This is a genomic window from Mycolicibacterium boenickei, assembly GCF_010731295.1.
Classification (GTDB): Bacteria; Actinomycetota; Actinomycetes; order Mycobacteriales; family Mycobacteriaceae; genus Mycobacterium; species Mycobacterium boenickei.
Map to the genome: position 1 here is coordinate 4,548,760 of NZ_AP022579.1, position 17,596 is coordinate 4,566,355.

The 17,596-nt window shown below is 66.5% G+C and carries 20 protein-coding genes; 7 read left to right on the forward strand and 13 right to left on the reverse strand.

Annotation, left to right across the window (positions count from 1 at the left end):
* Positions 1–137 precede the first annotated feature (137 nt).
* Positions 138–842: a recombinase family protein gene (locus tag G6N57_RS21715; protein WP_077739428.1), complete on the reverse strand. Its 705-nt coding sequence runs from the start codon at positions 840–842 to the stop codon at positions 138–140.
* A complete protein-coding gene (locus G6N57_RS21720; protein WP_197908744.1) occupies positions 839–1,153 on the reverse strand; it encodes a hypothetical protein in 315 nt (104 codons plus the stop codon). The genes G6N57_RS21715 and G6N57_RS21720 overlap by 4 nt, the downstream gene beginning before the upstream one ends.
* A 273-nt stretch (positions 1,154–1,426) precedes the next feature.
* Here G6N57_RS21720 and G6N57_RS21725 point away from each other — a divergent pair, with 273 nt between their 5' ends.
* The 6 genes from G6N57_RS21725 (at position 1,427) to G6N57_RS21750 (ending at position 5,292) form a co-directional block, all read left to right on the forward strand.
* On the forward strand, positions 1,427–1,672 hold the full coding sequence (locus G6N57_RS21725; RefSeq protein ID WP_077739426.1) for a hypothetical protein: 246 nt from the start codon (positions 1,427–1,429) through the stop codon (positions 1,670–1,672).
* On the forward strand, positions 1,669–2,376 hold the full coding sequence (locus G6N57_RS21730) for a hypothetical protein (protein WP_133118336.1): 708 nt from the start codon (positions 1,669–1,671) through the stop codon (positions 2,374–2,376). Before G6N57_RS21725 ends, G6N57_RS21730 begins: the two co-directional genes overlap by 4 nt.
* Complete coding sequence (locus G6N57_RS21735) at positions 2,376–3,203, forward strand: hypothetical protein (RefSeq protein ID WP_077739424.1); 828 nt, start codon at positions 2,376–2,378, stop codon at positions 3,201–3,203. Before G6N57_RS21730 ends, G6N57_RS21735 begins: the two co-directional genes overlap by 1 nt.
* 293 nt (positions 3,204–3,496) lie before the next feature.
* Entirely contained in the window at positions 3,497–3,988 is a 492-nt protein-coding gene (locus G6N57_RS21740; RefSeq protein ID WP_077739423.1) for a hypothetical protein, read from the forward strand.
* A gap of 12 nt (positions 3,989–4,000) precedes the next feature.
* Positions 4,001–4,522, forward strand: a complete 522-nt coding sequence (locus G6N57_RS21745) for a M50 family metallopeptidase (RefSeq protein ID WP_077739422.1) — start codon at positions 4,001–4,003, stop codon at positions 4,520–4,522.
* Positions 4,523–4,698: 176 nt separating this feature from the next.
* Positions 4,699–5,292, forward strand: a complete 594-nt coding sequence (locus G6N57_RS21750; RefSeq protein WP_133118335.1) for a hypothetical protein — start codon at positions 4,699–4,701, stop codon at positions 5,290–5,292.
* Here G6N57_RS21750 and G6N57_RS21755 read toward each other — a convergent pair.
* The 4 genes from G6N57_RS21755 to G6N57_RS21770 form a co-directional block, all read right to left on the reverse strand.
* The gene (locus G6N57_RS21755) at positions 5,263–6,402 is read right to left on the reverse strand and encodes a hypothetical protein (protein ID WP_133118334.1); all 1,140 of its coding nucleotides are present in this window, start codon (positions 6,400–6,402) and stop codon (positions 5,263–5,265) included. The genes G6N57_RS21750 and G6N57_RS21755 overlap by 30 nt on opposite strands.
* An 8-nt stretch (positions 6,403–6,410) precedes the next feature.
* Entirely contained in the window at positions 6,411–7,190 is a 780-nt protein-coding gene (locus G6N57_RS21760; protein WP_162563917.1) for a serine/threonine-protein kinase, read from the reverse strand.
* 314 nt (positions 7,191–7,504) lie between these two features.
* Complete coding sequence (locus tag G6N57_RS21765; protein WP_077739419.1) at positions 7,505–8,236, reverse strand: hypothetical protein; 732 nt, start codon at positions 8,234–8,236, stop codon at positions 7,505–7,507.
* A 55-nt stretch (positions 8,237–8,291) separates the two neighbouring features.
* Entirely contained in the window at positions 8,292–9,269 is a 978-nt protein-coding gene (locus G6N57_RS21770; RefSeq protein WP_163646653.1) for a hypothetical protein, read from the reverse strand.
* Positions 9,270–9,490: 221 nt separating this feature from the next.
* On the opposite strand from G6N57_RS21770, the gene G6N57_RS21775 reads away from it, so the two are divergent.
* Positions 9,491–10,819, forward strand: a complete 1,329-nt coding sequence (locus G6N57_RS21775; RefSeq protein ID WP_407665945.1) for an adenylate/guanylate cyclase domain-containing protein — start codon at positions 9,491–9,493, stop codon at positions 10,817–10,819.
* Here the strand turns inward: G6N57_RS21775 and G6N57_RS21780 are convergent.
* The 7 genes from G6N57_RS21780 to G6N57_RS21810 are packed head-to-tail and all read right to left on the reverse strand — an operon-like array spanning position 10,816 to position 17,590.
* Entirely contained in the window at positions 10,816–11,301 is a 486-nt protein-coding gene (locus G6N57_RS21780; protein ID WP_077739417.1) for a Dps family protein, read from the reverse strand. The genes G6N57_RS21775 and G6N57_RS21780 overlap by 4 nt on opposite strands.
* Positions 11,302–11,360: 59 nt before the next feature.
* Positions 11,361–13,145: a DUF2339 domain-containing protein gene (locus G6N57_RS21785; RefSeq protein ID WP_077739416.1), complete on the reverse strand. Its 1,785-nt coding sequence runs from the start codon at positions 13,143–13,145 to the stop codon at positions 11,361–11,363.
* A gap of 43 nt (positions 13,146–13,188) precedes the next feature.
* On the reverse strand, positions 13,189–13,842 hold the full coding sequence (locus G6N57_RS21790) for a response regulator (RefSeq protein ID WP_065461411.1): 654 nt from the start codon (positions 13,840–13,842) through the stop codon (positions 13,189–13,191).
* Positions 13,839–14,993, reverse strand: coding sequence for a MacS family sensor histidine kinase (macS, locus tag G6N57_RS21795; protein ID WP_077739415.1), 1,155 nt, complete (start codon positions 14,991–14,993; stop codon positions 13,839–13,841). Before macS ends, G6N57_RS21790 begins: the two co-directional genes overlap by 4 nt.
* Positions 14,994–15,049: 56 nt before the next feature.
* Entirely contained in the window at positions 15,050–15,910 is an 861-nt protein-coding gene (locus tag G6N57_RS21800; RefSeq protein WP_077739414.1) for a sulfurtransferase, read from the reverse strand.
* Between the two features lie 10 nt (positions 15,911–15,920).
* Positions 15,921–16,673, reverse strand: coding sequence for an amino acid ABC transporter ATP-binding protein (locus G6N57_RS21805; RefSeq protein ID WP_077741743.1), 753 nt, complete (start codon positions 16,671–16,673; stop codon positions 15,921–15,923).
* A gap of 17 nt (positions 16,674–16,690) precedes the next feature.
* Positions 16,691–17,590 carry an amino acid ABC transporter permease gene (locus G6N57_RS21810; protein ID WP_077739413.1) on the reverse strand — a complete coding sequence of 300 codons (900 nt, stop codon included), beginning with the start codon at positions 17,588–17,590 and terminating at the stop codon, positions 16,691–16,693.
* Positions 17,591–17,596 lie beyond the last annotated feature (6 nt).

Sequence of the window (17,596 nt, forward strand, 5' to 3'; positions counted from 1 at the left end):
GACGGGACCGGTGCTGTGCACATGGCGCGCACGACCGGTCCCGTCGCAGTTGAAGGCCTGCCCGTGTCGGCGCCCGGTGCTGATCGCCGCTTTGGGGGCTCACTGTGGAGTTGTCAAAGTTCAGAACAGAAGTCAGGTCAGGCGGTCACGGCGGCGCGTAGCTTGGCAGCGTCCTGGCCGTCGAGCACGACGCGCACGGTCGAGGCATGCCACTTGCCGCCCGAGGCGGTGGGCACGTTGTCAGCAGTCAGGCTGGCGGCGATGGCCCGCAGTGACGCACCGCCCGCACGAGCCGCGAGGACACGCTCGACCACTTCGGCGGGCAGGCTCGATGGTCGGCCCAGCCGCACCCCTTGGGCGCGTTTGACTGCCAGGGCCTCGCGGGTGCGCTGGCTGATCAGGCGACGTTCGAGCTGGGAAAACACGGCCATCATCGAGGCGGTGGCCTCACCGGCCGGCGTGCTGGTGTCGATGGCCAGATCACAGGTGACCAGCTCCCATCCGCCGTGACGGGCGCGTTCCATGAGCTTTGCGGTGTCGAGCACCGAGCGGCTGATGCGGTCGAGCTTGGCGGCGAGCAACCCGGCCGCGTCGCCCAGCTCGACGGCGGCGACCGCGGCGGCCAGGCCCGGCCGGTGCTCGATGCCCTTACCGCCACTGATGCCCTCGTCGGCGTGCCAGGCCACGATGGTCCAGCCCCGACGCGCGGCCTCGGACTCGATGGCCACACGCTGGGCGTCGAGGCCGGCGCCACTGTTGACCTGCTCATCAGTCGAGACCCGCAGGTAGGCCACAACGGTGCCCTCGGGTGCGGTGCGGTTGCGGCGACGTGGCGCGCTCACGCCAGGGTCTCCAGCGCGCAGGCCGAGCCGATGCACACCTGGTCGCAGGCCTCGCACTCCCAATAGCCGGCCTTGCTGACCTTGCCTGCGTCGAACAGGTAGCCCACTGACTCGACAAACGCGCTGACGCGCTCGTAATCGGTGTCAACGTCCTGCTGCAGCTCGAACGCGGAATAGTCATCGTTGACGATGGCCAGGCCGCAGGTGTCACAGACGTGATAGACGACGGACATGGTGAGGGTTCCTCTCGGTTCGGGCTGCGGCGAGCAAACAGCGCCACGGGCGGCGAACGTCACAGCGTGGGCAGTCATATGGTCGCCAGTAGCTAACGCGGTGAACATGATTCGACCGATTTGTGTACGCATGCCCTGAAAATACCGTTCGCCTATCGTGGTCCATAGCTAACTGGTACAGGGGTCCGACGGTGCCCAAAATTGCTACATAATCTGACTCTGGAATCTCAGGACTCTGCCGTACAGAACGGCAAAGTCATTGCCAGACAAAGCTGTTCGCCACGGCAGAAAAGACACTCGTCGTGCGTCGCAGCGCAGAAGCCGTGCACGGCCCAGTGGTTGACTGCGCTCATGACCGTTGCAGCAACTGTCGATCCGGCGTCGCGCACAGCGTCGAGCTGGTCGTCCACGCTGGCCGCACTCAAGAGCCGCGGGGTGCCCGACACCGATCCGCGGGTGCTCGAATGCCAGACCGCCCTGGCCTACTGGCGGTGTCGGCGAGTGATCGACGCCGAACGCGACAACCTGAACCCTGCGCACATACCCGCGCTCGCTGACATGCTCAGGCATCCTCATGCAGCGGCGGTGAGTCGATGAACATGACCGCATTGCGCCGCAAGCGTGCGCCCGCCGCCCGGCCGACTGATCAGCCCGCCCCGAACCAAGCGGTGTGCTCACAGGAGGGGCAGCGCGAGCGGCGCCGCACCGGGCTGAGCACGGTCTACAGCGGTGCGTTCTCGCTTGACGACGAGGTGGCCGCAGTCGTTCATCCGCTGGCCTACCGGGTCACTAAGCTGCCCAACCCGCAGGTGTGCGCGGGCCGCGTTGCCGATCTGGCCGACGCTGTCCATGAACTTGTGTCGACGGTGATCGGCTGGCTTGCCGAGGCCGACGCCAAACAGCGCACCGAACACCTGGCACACGACACCGCCAAGCGCACCGCGGCGATACGGCTGCTAGTCGACCTCGCGCAGCGACCGACACTGCCCGAGATCGGAGCCGAACAGGTGGCCACGGGCAGTTGGGCAGCGGCGCTGGTCGAGATGGCCCAGACTCCCACCGGCCCGCTATCGGATCTGCTGCGGCGGGCGCTGCTACCCGGCGATCCCCATCTGCGCGGCGTGGCCAGCCGATCAGAGAGGCTGTGCGACCTGCTGCGCGAAACCGTCGACCACGCCGCCCGCGAGCTGTCGGCACGTATCGACAAGGCCGCCGCCGCAGCGGCGAATCGCCGCAAGGATCCGAACAACCGAGCCGAGGCGGCGCGCGCCCAACTTCGAGACCTAGGAGTCGATATCTGATGACATCAGCGCTACTGCCCGTCGAGTTCACCCCGCCCCTTGCGGTACCAGGCTGGCCGCTGGGCCTCGACTCGGCGACCACCTGGACCGTGGCCGCAGACGGTGATGCCCTGCACTGGCTGCCCTCGGGTGTTCAGATCCGGCTGCGCAGCTACCGCGAGCCCGGCGCGTTCGGCGTCTGGGGTGCGCCGTGGTGCGTCAGCCCCGACGACCTGGACCCCGGCGACCTCAAGTCAGGTCCACCGGTCGCCGACCACGACCCCGACCCCGACCCGTTTGTAGCTCAAACGGTCTGGGCGTTCGACCGGCTCCAGGAGTGCGGCAACCTCTCGGTGTTCGACCGAGGCCAGGCCGTCGAGCGGGCACGGCAGACCTTCGCGTTGCGCGGACCCATCGCGGTCGAGACCGAGTTCGCCACCCGGCTACTGGCCGACGCACCGACTCCGACTGCCGCCGATGATCTTGTGGCGGCTGTGGGCCATCTCGAGCAGACGTTCGCCGCTACCGGGACGTTCGGTCTCATCCACGCCCGCGTCGGTCTGCTGGCACTGGCCGAACACCTGCGCCTGATCATCCGCGAACCGGGCGTGCCAGGCGTGCCAGGCGTCCTGCGCACCCCGGCCGGTCACCGATGGGTATTCGGCGCCGGGTATGCAACCCCGTTGGGCGACAGGCTGATCGGTACCAGCCCGACCTACGGGTGGCGCGACGAGGTGGCCGTGCGCGAGGTGATCCAGTACGAACAGAACCAGTTCGTAGCCATCGCCGAACGCTCGGTGATCGTTGCCTATGAGGCCCTGATCGGTGCGGCGGTGATCACCCCGTGAGCCCCCGGTCGGTGGGAGCAGTAACTGCGACACTGACGAGGCCGTCCTGGTTGTTCGCGCCGACCGGTTCAAGTTCTCCGCTGTCTGCGGGACGCCGGGAGGTGGCACCCCATCCTCTCCTGGTGTCGGGCGGTGACGGAAGGGCGACGCGGCCGCAGCCGCATGTGCGCGCCCGGCGTCCCGCAGACAGCGGTGAGCGTGCGTCGTGGTGGCGGTGGCCAGGCTGTGGACCGCATCGCCACCACGAAACGCAACCCAGCCCGTTTGTCGGGGTGGCAGATTAGTGTCGCCTGATGGGAAACGTCTCCAATTACTCGACCGCTGCCCGCAAGGCATTTCTCGGCGCACCGAAACCAGGCCGTGGCGCGCTGACCTTGGCCCTCGTGGCATTCATCGTGACGGCCCTCGTTGCCTTCTGGAACGTAGAGACCGACGACGGCATCCATTGCGGCGGCTGGCTGTTCCCGAACGACGCGATGGCCAACTACGCCGACGCGAAACAACGCTCTGACGATGCACAGCGAGCGTTGGAGGATGCGCTGTTGCGATCCGGCGGCGATCTGAACGCCCCGGCTGCCCGTGGCTATTTCTCCAGCGACAGCCAGGTGGCCGACTGCCGAAAGGCCCGCAGCGAGCGCACACCGCTAATCATCGTGTTTGGCGTTGCGACTGTTGCCCTGTTGGTCGTCGGCATCCTGCGCCGCTACCAGCCGCGAGGTGGATCAACCCCAGCAAGTTCAGGCGAGCTCAAGCCAATTCCGAGATTGCGCCCCGATGACGACTAGGAGCACCGCCCCATGAGCAAGACCGGCTACCAACTCAGCGATACCGAGCTGTCCCGCCTCGCCACTGCTTTCCACGAGGCCGGCCATGCCGTGGCAGCGGTGGCGCTCGGTGGACGTGTACACCGCGCCACGGTCGATGACGAGCACCCACACACCGAGTACGACCGGCTGCCCGCAGGGATACAGGCCGCGATCACCTACGCGGGGCCGTGGGCCGAGGCCCGCTGGACCCTCGGCCGCGCACCGGGGCCGGCTGATATGCACGGGGCGCTGGCGATCCATCGCGCCGACGACCGCGCGCTGTGCGCAGCTGGTGGACCGTCCGCGGGTGCAGAGGTTGTCGGCTTACTGGAACGCTGCTGGCCCGCCGTCAAAGCGCTGACCACCCGGCTCTACTTCAGCGGCCAGGTCGACCATGCCGATGTATGCGCGGCCCTGGGCCTGACCGACGACGGCGGGCCATCCAGCCTCGGCTTAGCGCTCATCTGCAGCGGAAATGCGCCGGGTACTTTCATTGCGCAACAGCTGGACTAGGGTAAGCGCCGCCTCTGTTTTCGAATCGTTGGAGCGTGAATCTTTTGAGAAGCGTCCGACTCGTTGAATCCGTCTCGTCCCGCGGCGGACGACGATTCGAGCCCGTGGAGGAGCGGCATCTTCACGGACTTGCGAGCCGTGTGGCTACTTCCATGCCTGGTCCTGCGGGGGACGTAATGCTCGTCGCGGAGATGCACAGCCCTCTCGGTGTGCCCGACTTTGTGGCGTTGGTGGGCGGTCAAAGTTGGTTGGATTCACGGCTGTCGGCCAACGTGCCGCCCGTGTTGTCTGCGATCGATTGCACGGTGCTCTCTGCATTAGCCGCGGGACGGCCTCTGAGCGTCGCATCCCTGACACGTCGGCTCGAATGGCAATTAGAACAAGTTGAGCGGACTGTTCGTCGGCTGCAGCAACTTGGTGCCGTTGTTGTAAGTCCGTCCGGTGCCGTTCGTGCTGCACCGGGCATGCGACCGGCCGGATCACTTTACGCAATCGAGGCAAAGGTCAAAAACTGGCAACGAGCTGTGATCCAGGGGCGCGGCTACCGAACGTGGGCCGATAACTATGTCGTTGTGCTCGGAGAGTCTGGGCCGAAAGCAGCCGAGCGCGCACGGTCTGCCGTGATCGCTGATGGCGCCGGCCTCTACAACGAGAGCGGTTGGGTTGTTCGTCCGCGCAAGAGGGTGCCGTCAGGTCCACGGCGCACGCTGGGCTTTGAGTACCTGTTCGCGGCTCTTGCCTCAGATCCATCCCTCGGCCGTGATGAATAGGTCCAGGCCAGCCAGAAACGGCGCGATCCACCTGGTGGGGCCAAGTCTCGTTCCAGTCACTCGCTGAACCTCTGGCCACTCGCCAAGCGCGGCTGAATATTGGTCGCGGAGATACTCGACTCTGTCACGTCCGTTCAGAGCCTGGAGCGCTCGGATCAACTCAGACAGCACGGTGGCATGATGGCGAAACGCGCTTTCTGGTTGTGGCGCGATTGTGCCGGGTGCCAGCCGTGCTGCAAGTTGGGCGCGTTCCGAGGTGAGGAGTTCGTATTCGTTTCCCGAGAGGCCGCCGAGCAAACCGCGGAAAGTAGGTCGCTGGTACCACGCGCCGCCTCCGGCGTCGGCTTCCCGATCCTCGTAATCCTGGTAAGCGCAGAGCCGCTGGCGCATGTCCCAGCCAGTACCGAGCGATTCCGCACCTGCGGCAATTGCCGGCAGGGCAGCAAGATCGCCAAATGCGACCCTCACCGGACGATCTTGACTCAACGCGAACGTCGATCGAACCAGGCCGTGTATCTCCTCGGCCGTCGAAGCTGGCGGCATCGCCGTGTCATTTCGTGTCACCACGAATACCCATCCGCCCGGCTCACATTGATCCAGGGCACCGATATGCGCGTCCAGTTCGGCCCCGGCTGACCAAAATTGCTGGTCGCCCGCAACTGTTAGCCATGCCGTTGGGTCGACCTCTACGGCCGCTTCCGCGAGGTCAAGCGCTTGGCGACTCTTCGGAGTGTCCGGGTAAGACACCAGGCAGGTGGGCGCCAGGTGCGGACTTACCAGCTCGTCCTGTACTCTGAATACTGCCGAAACGTGTGCCCGCATGGCGGCTCGATTCGAGAGGTCCCCTCTGCTGCCGCCCCAAAGGGGCCAGCCGTCATAGTGGCGGAAGTTCCCAGCACGAGGCATATCGAGGGCGTACGTCATCGAGTCGAACCAGAATTCTCCCCCTGCACCCCTGATTGCAGTCGAGGTCTCGCTCGCAGACTTCTTGAAGCCGTTAGCTTCTCGCGGCGATATGAATGGTGAGAGAAATGCACCCCTTGCGTAGCCACCGCTGATTGCGTTGCCGGCCCACTTGATGAGGTTATTCCTTGCGGTGTCCTGAATCATTACTGCCATCAGAGAGCCCCGAACGCCGCTGAGAGTGCGGAACCATTGCGATACCGGCGCGCGGGTTGGGGGTGCAAACCGCGCTCGATGACGTCAACCAACGGCGCGGCAAGGTCGCTCCGTGCTTGCGCAAGTGGGACATGTTGTGCAGTTCTTAGCCGGCGTAGGTACTCGGCATCGTCGCCCTTGTAGGGGACAGGCGGCTGACCCGTCGCCGCCAGGTACACCAACGCTGAACAGCCGAAAACATCCGACGCCGCTGTCGGAGCACCTGAATACGCCTGTAGGTGCTCGGGAGTCATAAATCCGGGCGTCCCGGGTTGGCCGCCGATCGTCAAACCGCTTTTCAGGGTGTGTTTTGCAAAGCCTGGATCCATTACCACAAATCGGCCACTGGAGAGCCGCTGCACATTGCCCGGGCTGAGATCCCGGTGGATCACCTTCATCGCGTGAAGCGCCCCGAGGCCGGCCGATACATCTTTGCCAAGCGCTATCAACTGGTCTGCGGACCATCCCCCGCCGAAATATCTGAGATCTTGACCGTCGAGAAACTCTTCCAGCCAGAATGCAGCTAGAGGAGGCGAGCCGAGTTCGCGCAACTCAGATCGCACTTTGACCACGTTGGGATGATCGATACTCCGCAATAGCTCGACTTCGCGGCGCGCACGTTGAAGCGCTGCAGGGTCACTCGCGGCACCGAGGTCGATCAACTTCAGGACGCTCTCGTTCCCAGATGCGTCGACTACGACATGAACCTGCTTCTGGCCGCCGGGAACGAGGGCACGCACAGGCGTGACTCCCAGAGCGACGCATGCATCAGTAACGAAATCCCCCACAGCGATGAACCTAACCACAGCTCAACCGCGATTAGGGTAGGTCAGGCCGTGTCGCGCCGTGGCCTTCCTGGTCCTTCCAGCGGGTCGCGCGAACGTGTGATCGACTGACTACATTCTGACTACATTCTCGGTTCACAACAGCTAATCGGCAGTAACCGAGATTGATCACAAACAGCACTCTGACCTGCGAGTACTGGACTTCAGTCGAGGTCAGAGCGACGACAGATTAGAGTTCGAATCTCACCGAGGGCACCACGCGCGGAATTTCAGCCCACCTCGACGTCCGGCGCCAGATCCTCGATGGTCTGACGGATGGCACGTGGACGCGGTGTTGCGCCCACCGGGTAGACCACCACGATCCGTGAGATCGGGTTGGTGACGTGGATGACCCACTCGTGGGTGTACACGACACCGCGGGCATCGCGGGACGTATGCCTGATCGCGGTGACGCAGTCCCACTGCCGGAAGCCGGGGTCATCACTCGACATCGGCGGATAGCCGATCCCTTCGTGCGACACCCACAAATGGATTCGCCCATAGGCTCGGATGATTCGCACGGGTATGGCCGCAGCAATCAAGCCGATCCCGAACAAAGCCATCGCGACGATCAGCATCACACCGACCGCAGCGAGCCCGGTGACGTCGGCCAGATCCATACCGCCGGGCCGGCATGCCCGCTGCACCAATCTCGACGCGCCGGACGCCACCAGGGCGAGGACCGTCAACGCCAGCGCGGCCGACACCCAGAACACGACGCCGAGAGGGTTGCGCACCTCGACAACGGCGCCGACCGACGCGGGCGCCTCCTTCGCGGGTCTGGGCACGGTGGCCTCCCGATAGGCGACGAATCCGAACCCTGCCGCCAGAAACAGTGGACCCAACATCGGACCCCAGAGCGAGCCCGACAGCTCTCCCTGAGCCCAACCCGCAACGATCAAGAATCCCGCCAGCACCGAAATCGCCGCCGCGCCGATCAATAGCCAGACCAACGGCCCCATCCGATGTACCGCGGCAGCCGATCTACTGCGATCGTGCTCGCCCCGCATCGAGGTGCTAGGGCAGGAACCGGGCGATCTGCGGCGACGGCAGCGTCTGCGCGGCCCGGGCCTGCCGGAAACCGACCACCCCGCCGGCCGCCGTCATCAACAGCATGCCGCCGAGACCGGGCAGTACGGCGAACAGAAGGTCGGAGGTGCTGGCCACCCGCAGGTAGTCCGCATAGCCGATCCGGAAGGACTCCGGTATCGCGGGCACCGAAAGTGGCTGTGCCGCTGGAGGTTCAGATTGCGGCGCGGGAAGGCTCGGCGCGCTCGGGGCCGCGGGCGGCGTGATCGCGGGAGGCGCCGCGGGCACCGGAGCCGGGATCACCGGGACGGGAGGTACCACCACCGGCGCAGGAGCGACGGGAGCGACCGGCGCCGCGGGTGCGGCCGGGGCCGGCGCGGATGGAGCGGACGGGGCTTTCGGCGGAGCTGACCGGATCACGATCGACCGGCTGCTCGGGGCGGTCGGCACCGGCGCCAGGTTGGGGGCCCGGCCGATGTTGCCGTTGGTGGTCGCGCCTCCACCACCGCCGCCCCCGCCGCCGGACACGACTGCCGAGGGGGCTTGAGCCGTCCCACCGGTCACCGCCGCAATAGGAGCCTCAGCGGTGCCGCCGGTCACGGTTGCGGCGGTGGGGGCCTGCCCGCTCGTGCCTGTCACGCCCGCCGACTGCGGGGCCTCGTCGGTCGAGGCGGACCGCGCTGTAGACGCCGATGACTGGCCGGCGCCCACTTTCGCCGTGGGACCATTCGACGTCGATGACCCGCCCGCGCCGACTTTGGCTTTCGGCCCGGTCGACGCGTTCGGCCCGGTGACGCCGCCGCCGGAATTCTTCGCTCCACCGCCGCGCTGGTTGCCGACTTTGGCGCTGTGGTCGGATTTCTTCTTCTTGTCCTTGTGATCGAAGATGTCCAGGACGTCGAAGTCGATCCCGAACAGGTCGGCCGAAGCCACCGCGGTGCCGAGCATGCCCGGCCCCGCCACCATGGCGCCACAAGCGATTGCACAGCCAGCTGCGGTGTTACGCACCCATGACCGGTCCACGAAAAGATCCCCCCAGAAGAGATCGCGGCAGAATTACCGCACGCACTGGAACAAGTTCCCATTGTGACATACCGATATGCCGTTCGATTTGCTGGACCATGGTTCGAAATAGCGGCAGCGTCAATGTCGGCCAACCCGGTCGCTGACGGCGATACCCTTTGTCCGTGGTGGTCAGCGAGTTCCGCCGGTCAGTGTGCATTCCCGAGATGGCGTTGAACAACCGCATTCCGGCCCGCACTCGGCACTACGCCGAGAGCGTGTCGAGCCGACAGCGGGTGTTGACCATCGCGACGTGCCTCGCGGCCGCGGTATCCGGCGGATTCGGGGTCTTCCAACTGATCCTCGGCGGACCGATGTGGCGGTTCGGCTTCGTCAACCTCGGATCGGCCGCGTTGTTCCTGTTGGTGCCGCTGCTGTACCGGTTCGGCGAACTGATCGCGCCCCTGGCGTTCTTCCTGTTCGCCTACGTGTCGGTGTCGACGATGTGCTTCGCGGTCGGAACCGGTTCTGGGCTGCAGTTCTACTTCATCGTGGTGGCGTCACTGGCGGTGCTCGTGCTGGGGATCGAGCGCATCGTCCTGGCAGGAACGCTGACTGCGCTGGCGGTGGCAGCGGCGATCGTGCTGGAAGTTCTGGTGCCCAATGATCGAGGGCTGGGACCACCCTGGGCACTGACCGCGGGCTTCATCCTTTCGGCCGTCTCGGCCGGGGTAATGGTGTTTGCCACAGTCTGGTTGTCGTTACGTGAGATGGCTCGGGCCGAAGCGGCGATGGAAGCCGAATATCAACGATCCGAGCAACTGCTGGCCAATATCCTGCCGGCCACGATCGCTCAGCGGCTCAAGGAACCGTCACGGACGATCATCGCCGACAAGTACGACGACGCCTCGATCCTGTTCGCCGATATCGCCGGCTACACCGAACGGGCGAGCGACATCACCCCGACAGAGCTGGTGCGATTTCTGGACCGGCTGTACACCGATCTCGATGCGCTGGTGGACCGGCACGGCCTGGAGAAGGTCAAGACCAGCGGTGACTCCTACATGGTGGTCGCCGGGGTGCCCAAGCCGCGCGCCGATCACATCGAGGCGCTGGCCTGCCTGGCCCTCGACCTCGCCGACGCTGTCGCCGACCTCAAGGATCCGCGCGGCCGGGCGGTGCCGTTACGGATCGGCTTGGCTGCCGGGCCCGTGGTGGCCGGGGTGGTCGGGGCGCGCAAGTTCTTCTACGACGTCTGGGGTGACGCGGTCAACGTCGCCTCACGTATGGAAACCACGGATGTGGCCGGGCGGATTCAGGTGCCGCACAACGTGTATGAGCGAATCAGCCACAATTTCGTGCTCGAAGAACGCGGCGATGTCGACGTCAAGGGCAAAGGCCTGATGCACACGTGGTACCTCGTCGGGCGTCGCGACGACGAGGCGGTACGCACCCGGCTGGAGAATGCCGGTCCGATGCGTACCACCTCTGTCGTGCCGCCGGCCGGGGTTTAGACCTTGCGATTCTCCGACTTGATCAGCCAGGCCAGCTTCTCCAGACCGTCGATCAACTGGTGCAGGATGTCGGCGGTGGTCGGATCGTGCGCATCGACCGAGTCGTGGACGCCACGCAGGGTGCCCACCGTCGCGTAGATCCGCGTGGTGATCAGGTCGACCACCTCGCCGGTGCTGCGTTCGTAGGCGGGGAACTCCGGCAGCGTCGTGCTCGCCACGACGGTGTCCGACCGCCCATCCGGGACGGCGTCCAACGCGCGCATACGTTCAGCGATGGTGTCGGAGCCCTCCCTGGCGAAATCGACGACCTCGTCGAGCTGCAGATGCAGGTCCCGGAAGTTGGTTCCTACGACGTTCCAGTGCGCCTGCTTGCCCTGTAAACCGAGCTCGATCAGGTCGACGAGCACCTGCTGCAGATGCCCGCCGAGCTCCGGTTCGGCCTGGTAACCCTGGATATCGGATTCGTTTCGACGTGTACTCATGCCATAGACAACGACCGCTAATTTGGAATCAATCCAGATTAGAGAATCTGTGGCCACCCTCACATCGGCCGTCCGCCGGCCAGCTGGTCCTGCTGATTGAGCAGGCGCGCATATCCCGCGCCCATACCCAGCAGCGCCAGCCCGACGACGATGAACACCGCGACGCGGAACATCCCGTCGAGGGTTCCCAGATCGAACAGGAACAGTTTCGCCATCGCGGCGGCGACGAGTGTCATCCCGCCGCCGATCGGCAACGATCGGTGCGCCCTGGGGCGGCGCGCCGCATAGCCGAGCAGTCCGGCCGCGACGGCGATCCAGCAGATGGTCGCCGCCATATGGCCGCCGAAGAAGCCGGCCCCGGTCCCGCCGACGGCGACGCCGGCCGTGACGGTGAACATCGTGATGGCATATCCGGCCGCCACCGCTCCGGCCACCCACACCAGCCGGACCAGCTCCCGGTCCGCCTCGTCGTGAACCGACCACGCCCATGAGATCGCAGCGGCTGCGACGATCGCCAGGACACTACCGATCAGTACCGAAACCGTAAGTCCTGCAGATAGTTTCGTGGCGTGCACCAGAATCTCGGGAGGAGCCGAGTCGAGGTAGATCATGCCCCCGACCGCAGCCAGGCCGACGGCGATCCACCGCGTCACCCCTTGGCGCCGGCCCGCGACGGCAACCGCGGCACTCATCGCGAGCACCACCGGCCCGGCCACCGGACCGTCGAAGGCCACCAGCACCGCGATCAGCGCGGCGGCGGCCGCCAGCACCGACCACACCTGGCGGACCACGACATTCATCCCCGGCACGCGGTCACCGAGCGCAACCATCCCCACCAGGGCCGCTGCCAGCGCCGCCACCAACAGGGCCGCAATGATGCGATCGACGGCGGCGGCCACACACAGCACCGGCAGCACGCCCGCTGAGGTCAACACCGCCGTCGCCGCCGGCCTGGTGGTCCCCCGCAGCGCCAGCACTCCCCCTGCCAGCGCGAGCACTGCCGCGAGCCCGCAGGTCAACGCGAGGACCAGGTCATCCCGGCCGTCGATCGAGGCCGCCACCAGTGCGAAAAGCAGTGGCAGCGTCGGCGCCGCGATGCGCGCCGCGAACAACCCGAGCCAGTCTCGACCGAACTGAAGCGGCAGCGCGGCGGCCGACAAGGCCAGCATGAACCCGATCAGCAGCAGCGTCACCCCGTCGGTGACGACCGGCGCCAGGGCGATCAGCGGCACCAGGACCAGCAAGCCCAGCTGTTCGGAGTCCCACCGCTGCGCCAGCATCAGACCACCGCCGCCGATTGCGGCGGCCAATGCCAGACCGGCCGGTGGCGACACCCAGTCATAGATCGTCGTCACAGCGATCACGTCCATGTACGCGGCGGCGATGCCGGTCGCGGCCAACGCGATCGCCCCGACCCGGCCACCCGGACGACGATTGAGCCACACCCCGGCGCCGACCAGCCCCGCGGCCAGAACCGCACCCGCGGCAACGCGGAACTCCGGCCGCAGAATCCCGGCCTGCGCGGCGAGAACCAACAGCAACACCACACCGGTGAGAGTCACGGTCACCCCGGCCACCGCGAGTGCCTTGCCGATCCAGCCTTCTGACTGCTCCGGACGGGACGAGGGCGTTGGTCGGGGCGGGACGGGCGCGGGCAACGGCACCGATGGTGATGGTGACCGTGTTGCCGGCGGTGCGGGCAACGGTGCGGGCGCAGGCGCCGGGGGCTGCTCGAGCATGCGGCCCAACTCCCCCAGGTCCGCCGATACCCGGTTCATGTACGCCGAGATCGCGGCAAGATCCGAGGACATCCGGGCGATCACGATGCGATGAGGTTCGCTCATGCGGTCATCGTGGCAACAAAACCGGCCGCCGTGATGAGTAGGACTACTCGTCGAGGCCGTGTTCTATGGCGTAACGCGCCAACTCGACCCGGTTGGCGACCTGCAGTTTGCGGAACGTCGCCTGGACGTGGTTCTCCACGGTGCGGTGGCTCAACGACAAGCGGGTCGCGATCTGCTTGGCCGTCAACCCTTTTGCCACGTAGCGCAGCACCTCGGTCTCCCGCTCGGTCAGGCTGGGAGTGGCCGGGCCGTCGTCGGGCCGCTGTGCGATGCGCCGATACTCGCCGAGGACCAGGCCGGCCAGGCCAGGGGTGAACACCGCACGTCCCTCCGCGGTGGCCCGCACCGCCGCAGTCAGTTCGGCTTTCGACGCACTCTTCACCAGGTATCCGGTAGCTCCGGCTTTCACCGCCTCCAGGACGTCGTCGCGCTCGTCGGAGGCCGAGAGCACCAGCACCCGCGACGACGGTGACACCGTGAGCACCTCGGCGGTGGCCGTGGCGCCACTGCCGTCGGACAAGCTCATGTCCATCACCACCACGTCGGGCAGGACCACGCCGGCCCGCCTGCGCGCCGTGGCCACCCCGTCGGCAGTGGCAACGACATCGAATCCCTCGTCGGCAAGGTCGCGTGCCACCGCGTCGCGCCAGATCGGATGATCATCGACGACCATCACGGTCAGTGCCGTCTCTGTCATGGCTGTCCCTTCTCGGTCGCGGGGCGGCCGGGGCGGGGCAGCGTCAGCTCCCATTCCGTGCCGCAACCCGGCGCGGTGTGCAAATGCGCCTGTCCGCCCAACCAATCCATCCGGCCCACAATCGATTTCGCGATACCCACGTGGCCTTCTCGGGCCGCCTCGGCCAGCCTGCCCTCGCCGATGCCCACACCGTCGTCCCGGATGCTCACCGTCACCGACTCCCCCAGGTCCTCGAGCAGCACGAAAACCCGGGCGTCGGGCCCGGCGTGTGCTGCCGCGTTGTCGAGGGCGTTGCCCGCCGCGGCGAACAACTCGTGGGCGACTTCGGAATCGAGCAACACCGGCTCCGCCGGCAGGCTGACCGACACCCGATCCGAGGCCCGGGCGCGCAGCAATGCTCCGATGTCGGTGGCCCCGCCGGTGTGCGCTTCCGGGTCGGGTGCACTGACCAGCCTGCGTAGGGCGCGCTCCTGTTCGCCGGCCAGTTCAGCCAATCGTGCTGTCTCGCCGCCGATCTCGCGGCCCCGCCGCGACACCAGGGCCAGCACCTGGATGGCCCCGTCGTGCACCCGGCGGGACAGGCGCTCCCGTTCCTCCAGCGAGGCGGCCAGTCGCACGGCACGCTCCAGCTCAGCGTGCGCACGACGTGCGGTCTGGGCGGCCATCCCCACCGCCAGGCCCACCGCCAGTTCGATGACGATGGTGGCGTTGCGGCCGAGATTGACGCTGACATAGCCCTTCAGCGCGGCTGCCGCGGCCATCACCGCCAGCCCGGCCGCCATGCCCCCGACCGGGCCGAACTGCAGCGCTGCCGAAATGGTGGCATTGGTGGCCCACAGCGTGGTGGGCCATGACTGGTTGTCGGCGATCCAGTTGTCGGACGCGACCAATTCGGTGGACAGCATGAGGGCCAGGACCACCACGATCTCGGCGATCACCCACGACGGGCGGCGGCCGAAACCCTGCAGGTATGCGATCGCGCACGCGATGCTCCAGGCGATCAGTACCCCGCAGAGGGCACCCGCGAGCACCGGACGAGTCAGGTCGTCGTTGATCGCGACCTGAAACCCCAGCGCGTAGAGGCAGCTCAACAGCCGAAAGATCTGCGCAGCTCGCCACAATGGTGTGACCGGGTCCGGGTGGCGCTGCATTCGCCCAGCATAAAGTTGCCGCGCGGCGCCCGGCCGCAGCGATTTCGCGGGTCGGGTCAGTGCTCGCCCGTGGCGACGGGACGGTCCGGGTTCGATGCCCACTCCGACCACGACCCGGGATACAGCGCCGCCTCCACTCCGGCGGCGGCCAGGCCGGCCACGGCGAGGGCGGCGGTGACCCCCGACCCGCAGTAGGCGCCCACGTCCGCACCGCCGGCCGCCACGCCACGATCGGCGAGTAGCGCGCGGAGCCGGGCCTGCGGGAGCAGCGTTCCGTCGGTCGAGAGCAGCTGGGTGCTTGGCAGATTGACCGCCCCGGGGATATGGCCGGCCACCGGATCGACGGGTTCCACGTCTCCGCGAAACCGTTCGGGCGCCCGTGCGTCCAGCAGCAGGTCCACCCCGGACTGCGTCTGCTCGGCGGTCAGGGTGCGTAGCGCCCCGTGGTACAGGTCGTCGTGAACGACGTCGACATCGCCGGGCTCCGGCGTGACCGGGCCGGTTTGCAGAGCCTCACCCGCCGCGGTCCAGGCTGGAAGACCTCCGTCGAGGATGCGGACACCGTCGATCCCGGCCGCGGTCAACACCCACCAGGCCCGGGCCGATCCAGCTCGGTTCCAGTCGTCGTAGACGACGGTGGGCACACCGGTGCGCACTCCCCAACGTCGTGCCCCGGCTTGCAGATCGGCTCCCGACGGCAGCGGATGGCGTCCGCGCCCGGTGATGGTGTGATCGGACAGTTCGTCGTCCAGAGAGACGTAGACGGCGCCGGGCAGGTGACCCACCAGATAGGCCGGTTCACCATCGGGCTCGGCCAGTGACCAACGCACGTCCAGCACGGTCACGGGTTCGCCCGAGGCGATGCGCTCCCGAAGCTCACGGACGGTGACGAAGACGTCTTCACGCGTGGAAACCACGCAATCGACGCTACATCACCTTCGACAGGAACTCCTTTGTACGTTCATGTTTCGGGTTGGCCATCACCTCGCGGGGGTTGCCGCTCTCCACGATGACGCCGCCGTCCATGAACACCAGTTTGTCGGCGACCTCACGGGCGAACCCCATCTCGTGGGTGACCACCACCATGGTCATACCCTCGCCCGCCAGCTTCTTGATCACCGCCAGCACCTCACCGACCAGTTCGGGATCCAGCGCTGAGGTTGGCTCGTCGAACAGCATCAGCTTCGGGTTCATCGCCAGGGCCCGCGCGATCGCGACCCGCTGTTGCTGCCCGCCCGACAGCTGCGCGGGGTAGGCATCGGCCTTGGCGGCCAGGCCCACCTGATCGAGCAGATCCTTCGCACGGGCCAGCGCGGCATCCTTCTTCACCCGCTTCACGCGGACGGGGGCCTCGATGATGTTCTCCAGGGCGGTGCGGTGCGGGAACAGGTTGAAATGCTGGAACACCATGCCGATGTCGCGGCGCTGCCGGGCGGCATCCCGCGGCGGCATCTCGTGCAGCTTGCCGCCGCGTTCGCGATAGCCGATCAGCTCGCCGTCGACATAGAGACGGCCGGCGTTTACCTGCTCAAGGTGGTTGATGCACCGCAGGAACGTGGATTTGCCCGAGCCCGACGGGCCCACCATGCACAGCACTTCGCCCCGGCCGACGTCCAGTGTCACGCCCTTCAGGACGTGCAGGGCACCGAAGTTCTTGCACACGCTCTCCGCGCGCACCATCGGTTCGACGGCCGCGGTCATTTCGCCACCGTCTGGGCCTTGGCCAGGGCCTCAAGCTGTTTCGAGGTCAGCTTGCGCGAGGCACCCCGCGAGAAGTGCCGCTCCAGGTAGTACTGCCCCACCATCAGGACGCTGGTGATGGCCAGGTACCAGGTGGAGGCCACCAGCAACAGTGGAACTGGTTCGAACAACGCGACCCCGATATCTTTTGAGCGGCCGTACAACTCGAAGCTGTACGGGACGGCCGTGACCAACGATGTGGTCTTGAGCATGCTGATGAACTCGTTGCCGGTCGGCGGGATGATGACCCGCATCGCCTGAGGAAGGACGGTGCGGCGCATCGTCATTCCCCACGACATGCCCAGCGCGACGGAGGCCTCGGTCTGACCTTCGGGCACCGAGATCAGGCCGCCGCGGATGATCTCTGCCATATAGGCGGCCTCGTTGAGCCCCAGCCCGAGAACCGCCAGCCAGAACACATTCGGATCCGACAGGCTGAACTCGAAAAGCCGCGGTCCGAACGGCACGCCGATCTGAATGTTCTTGTAGATCACCGGGACCAGACCCCACAGCACCAACTGCACGTAGATCGGCGTCCCTCGGAAGATCCACAGATACGTCCAGGCCACGGCCTTGAGGACCGGGTTCGGCGACAACCGCATCACCGCGAGCAGGACGCCGAGAACCAGCGCCAGCACCATCGAATAGATGGTCAGCTGCAGAGTGTTCCAGGCTGCTTCCGAAATGCGTTGGTCGAACAGGTACTTGGCGTACGTGCTCCACCCGTAGGCCTCGTTGGTCGCCGCGCCATAGATGAACAGCCCGACCAGGATGAGGATGACGATCGCCGCCACCCACCGCCACGGATGTCGCAGCGGAACAGCGTCGATGGCGGCAGGCGGCGGAGCATCAGTCATCGGCGG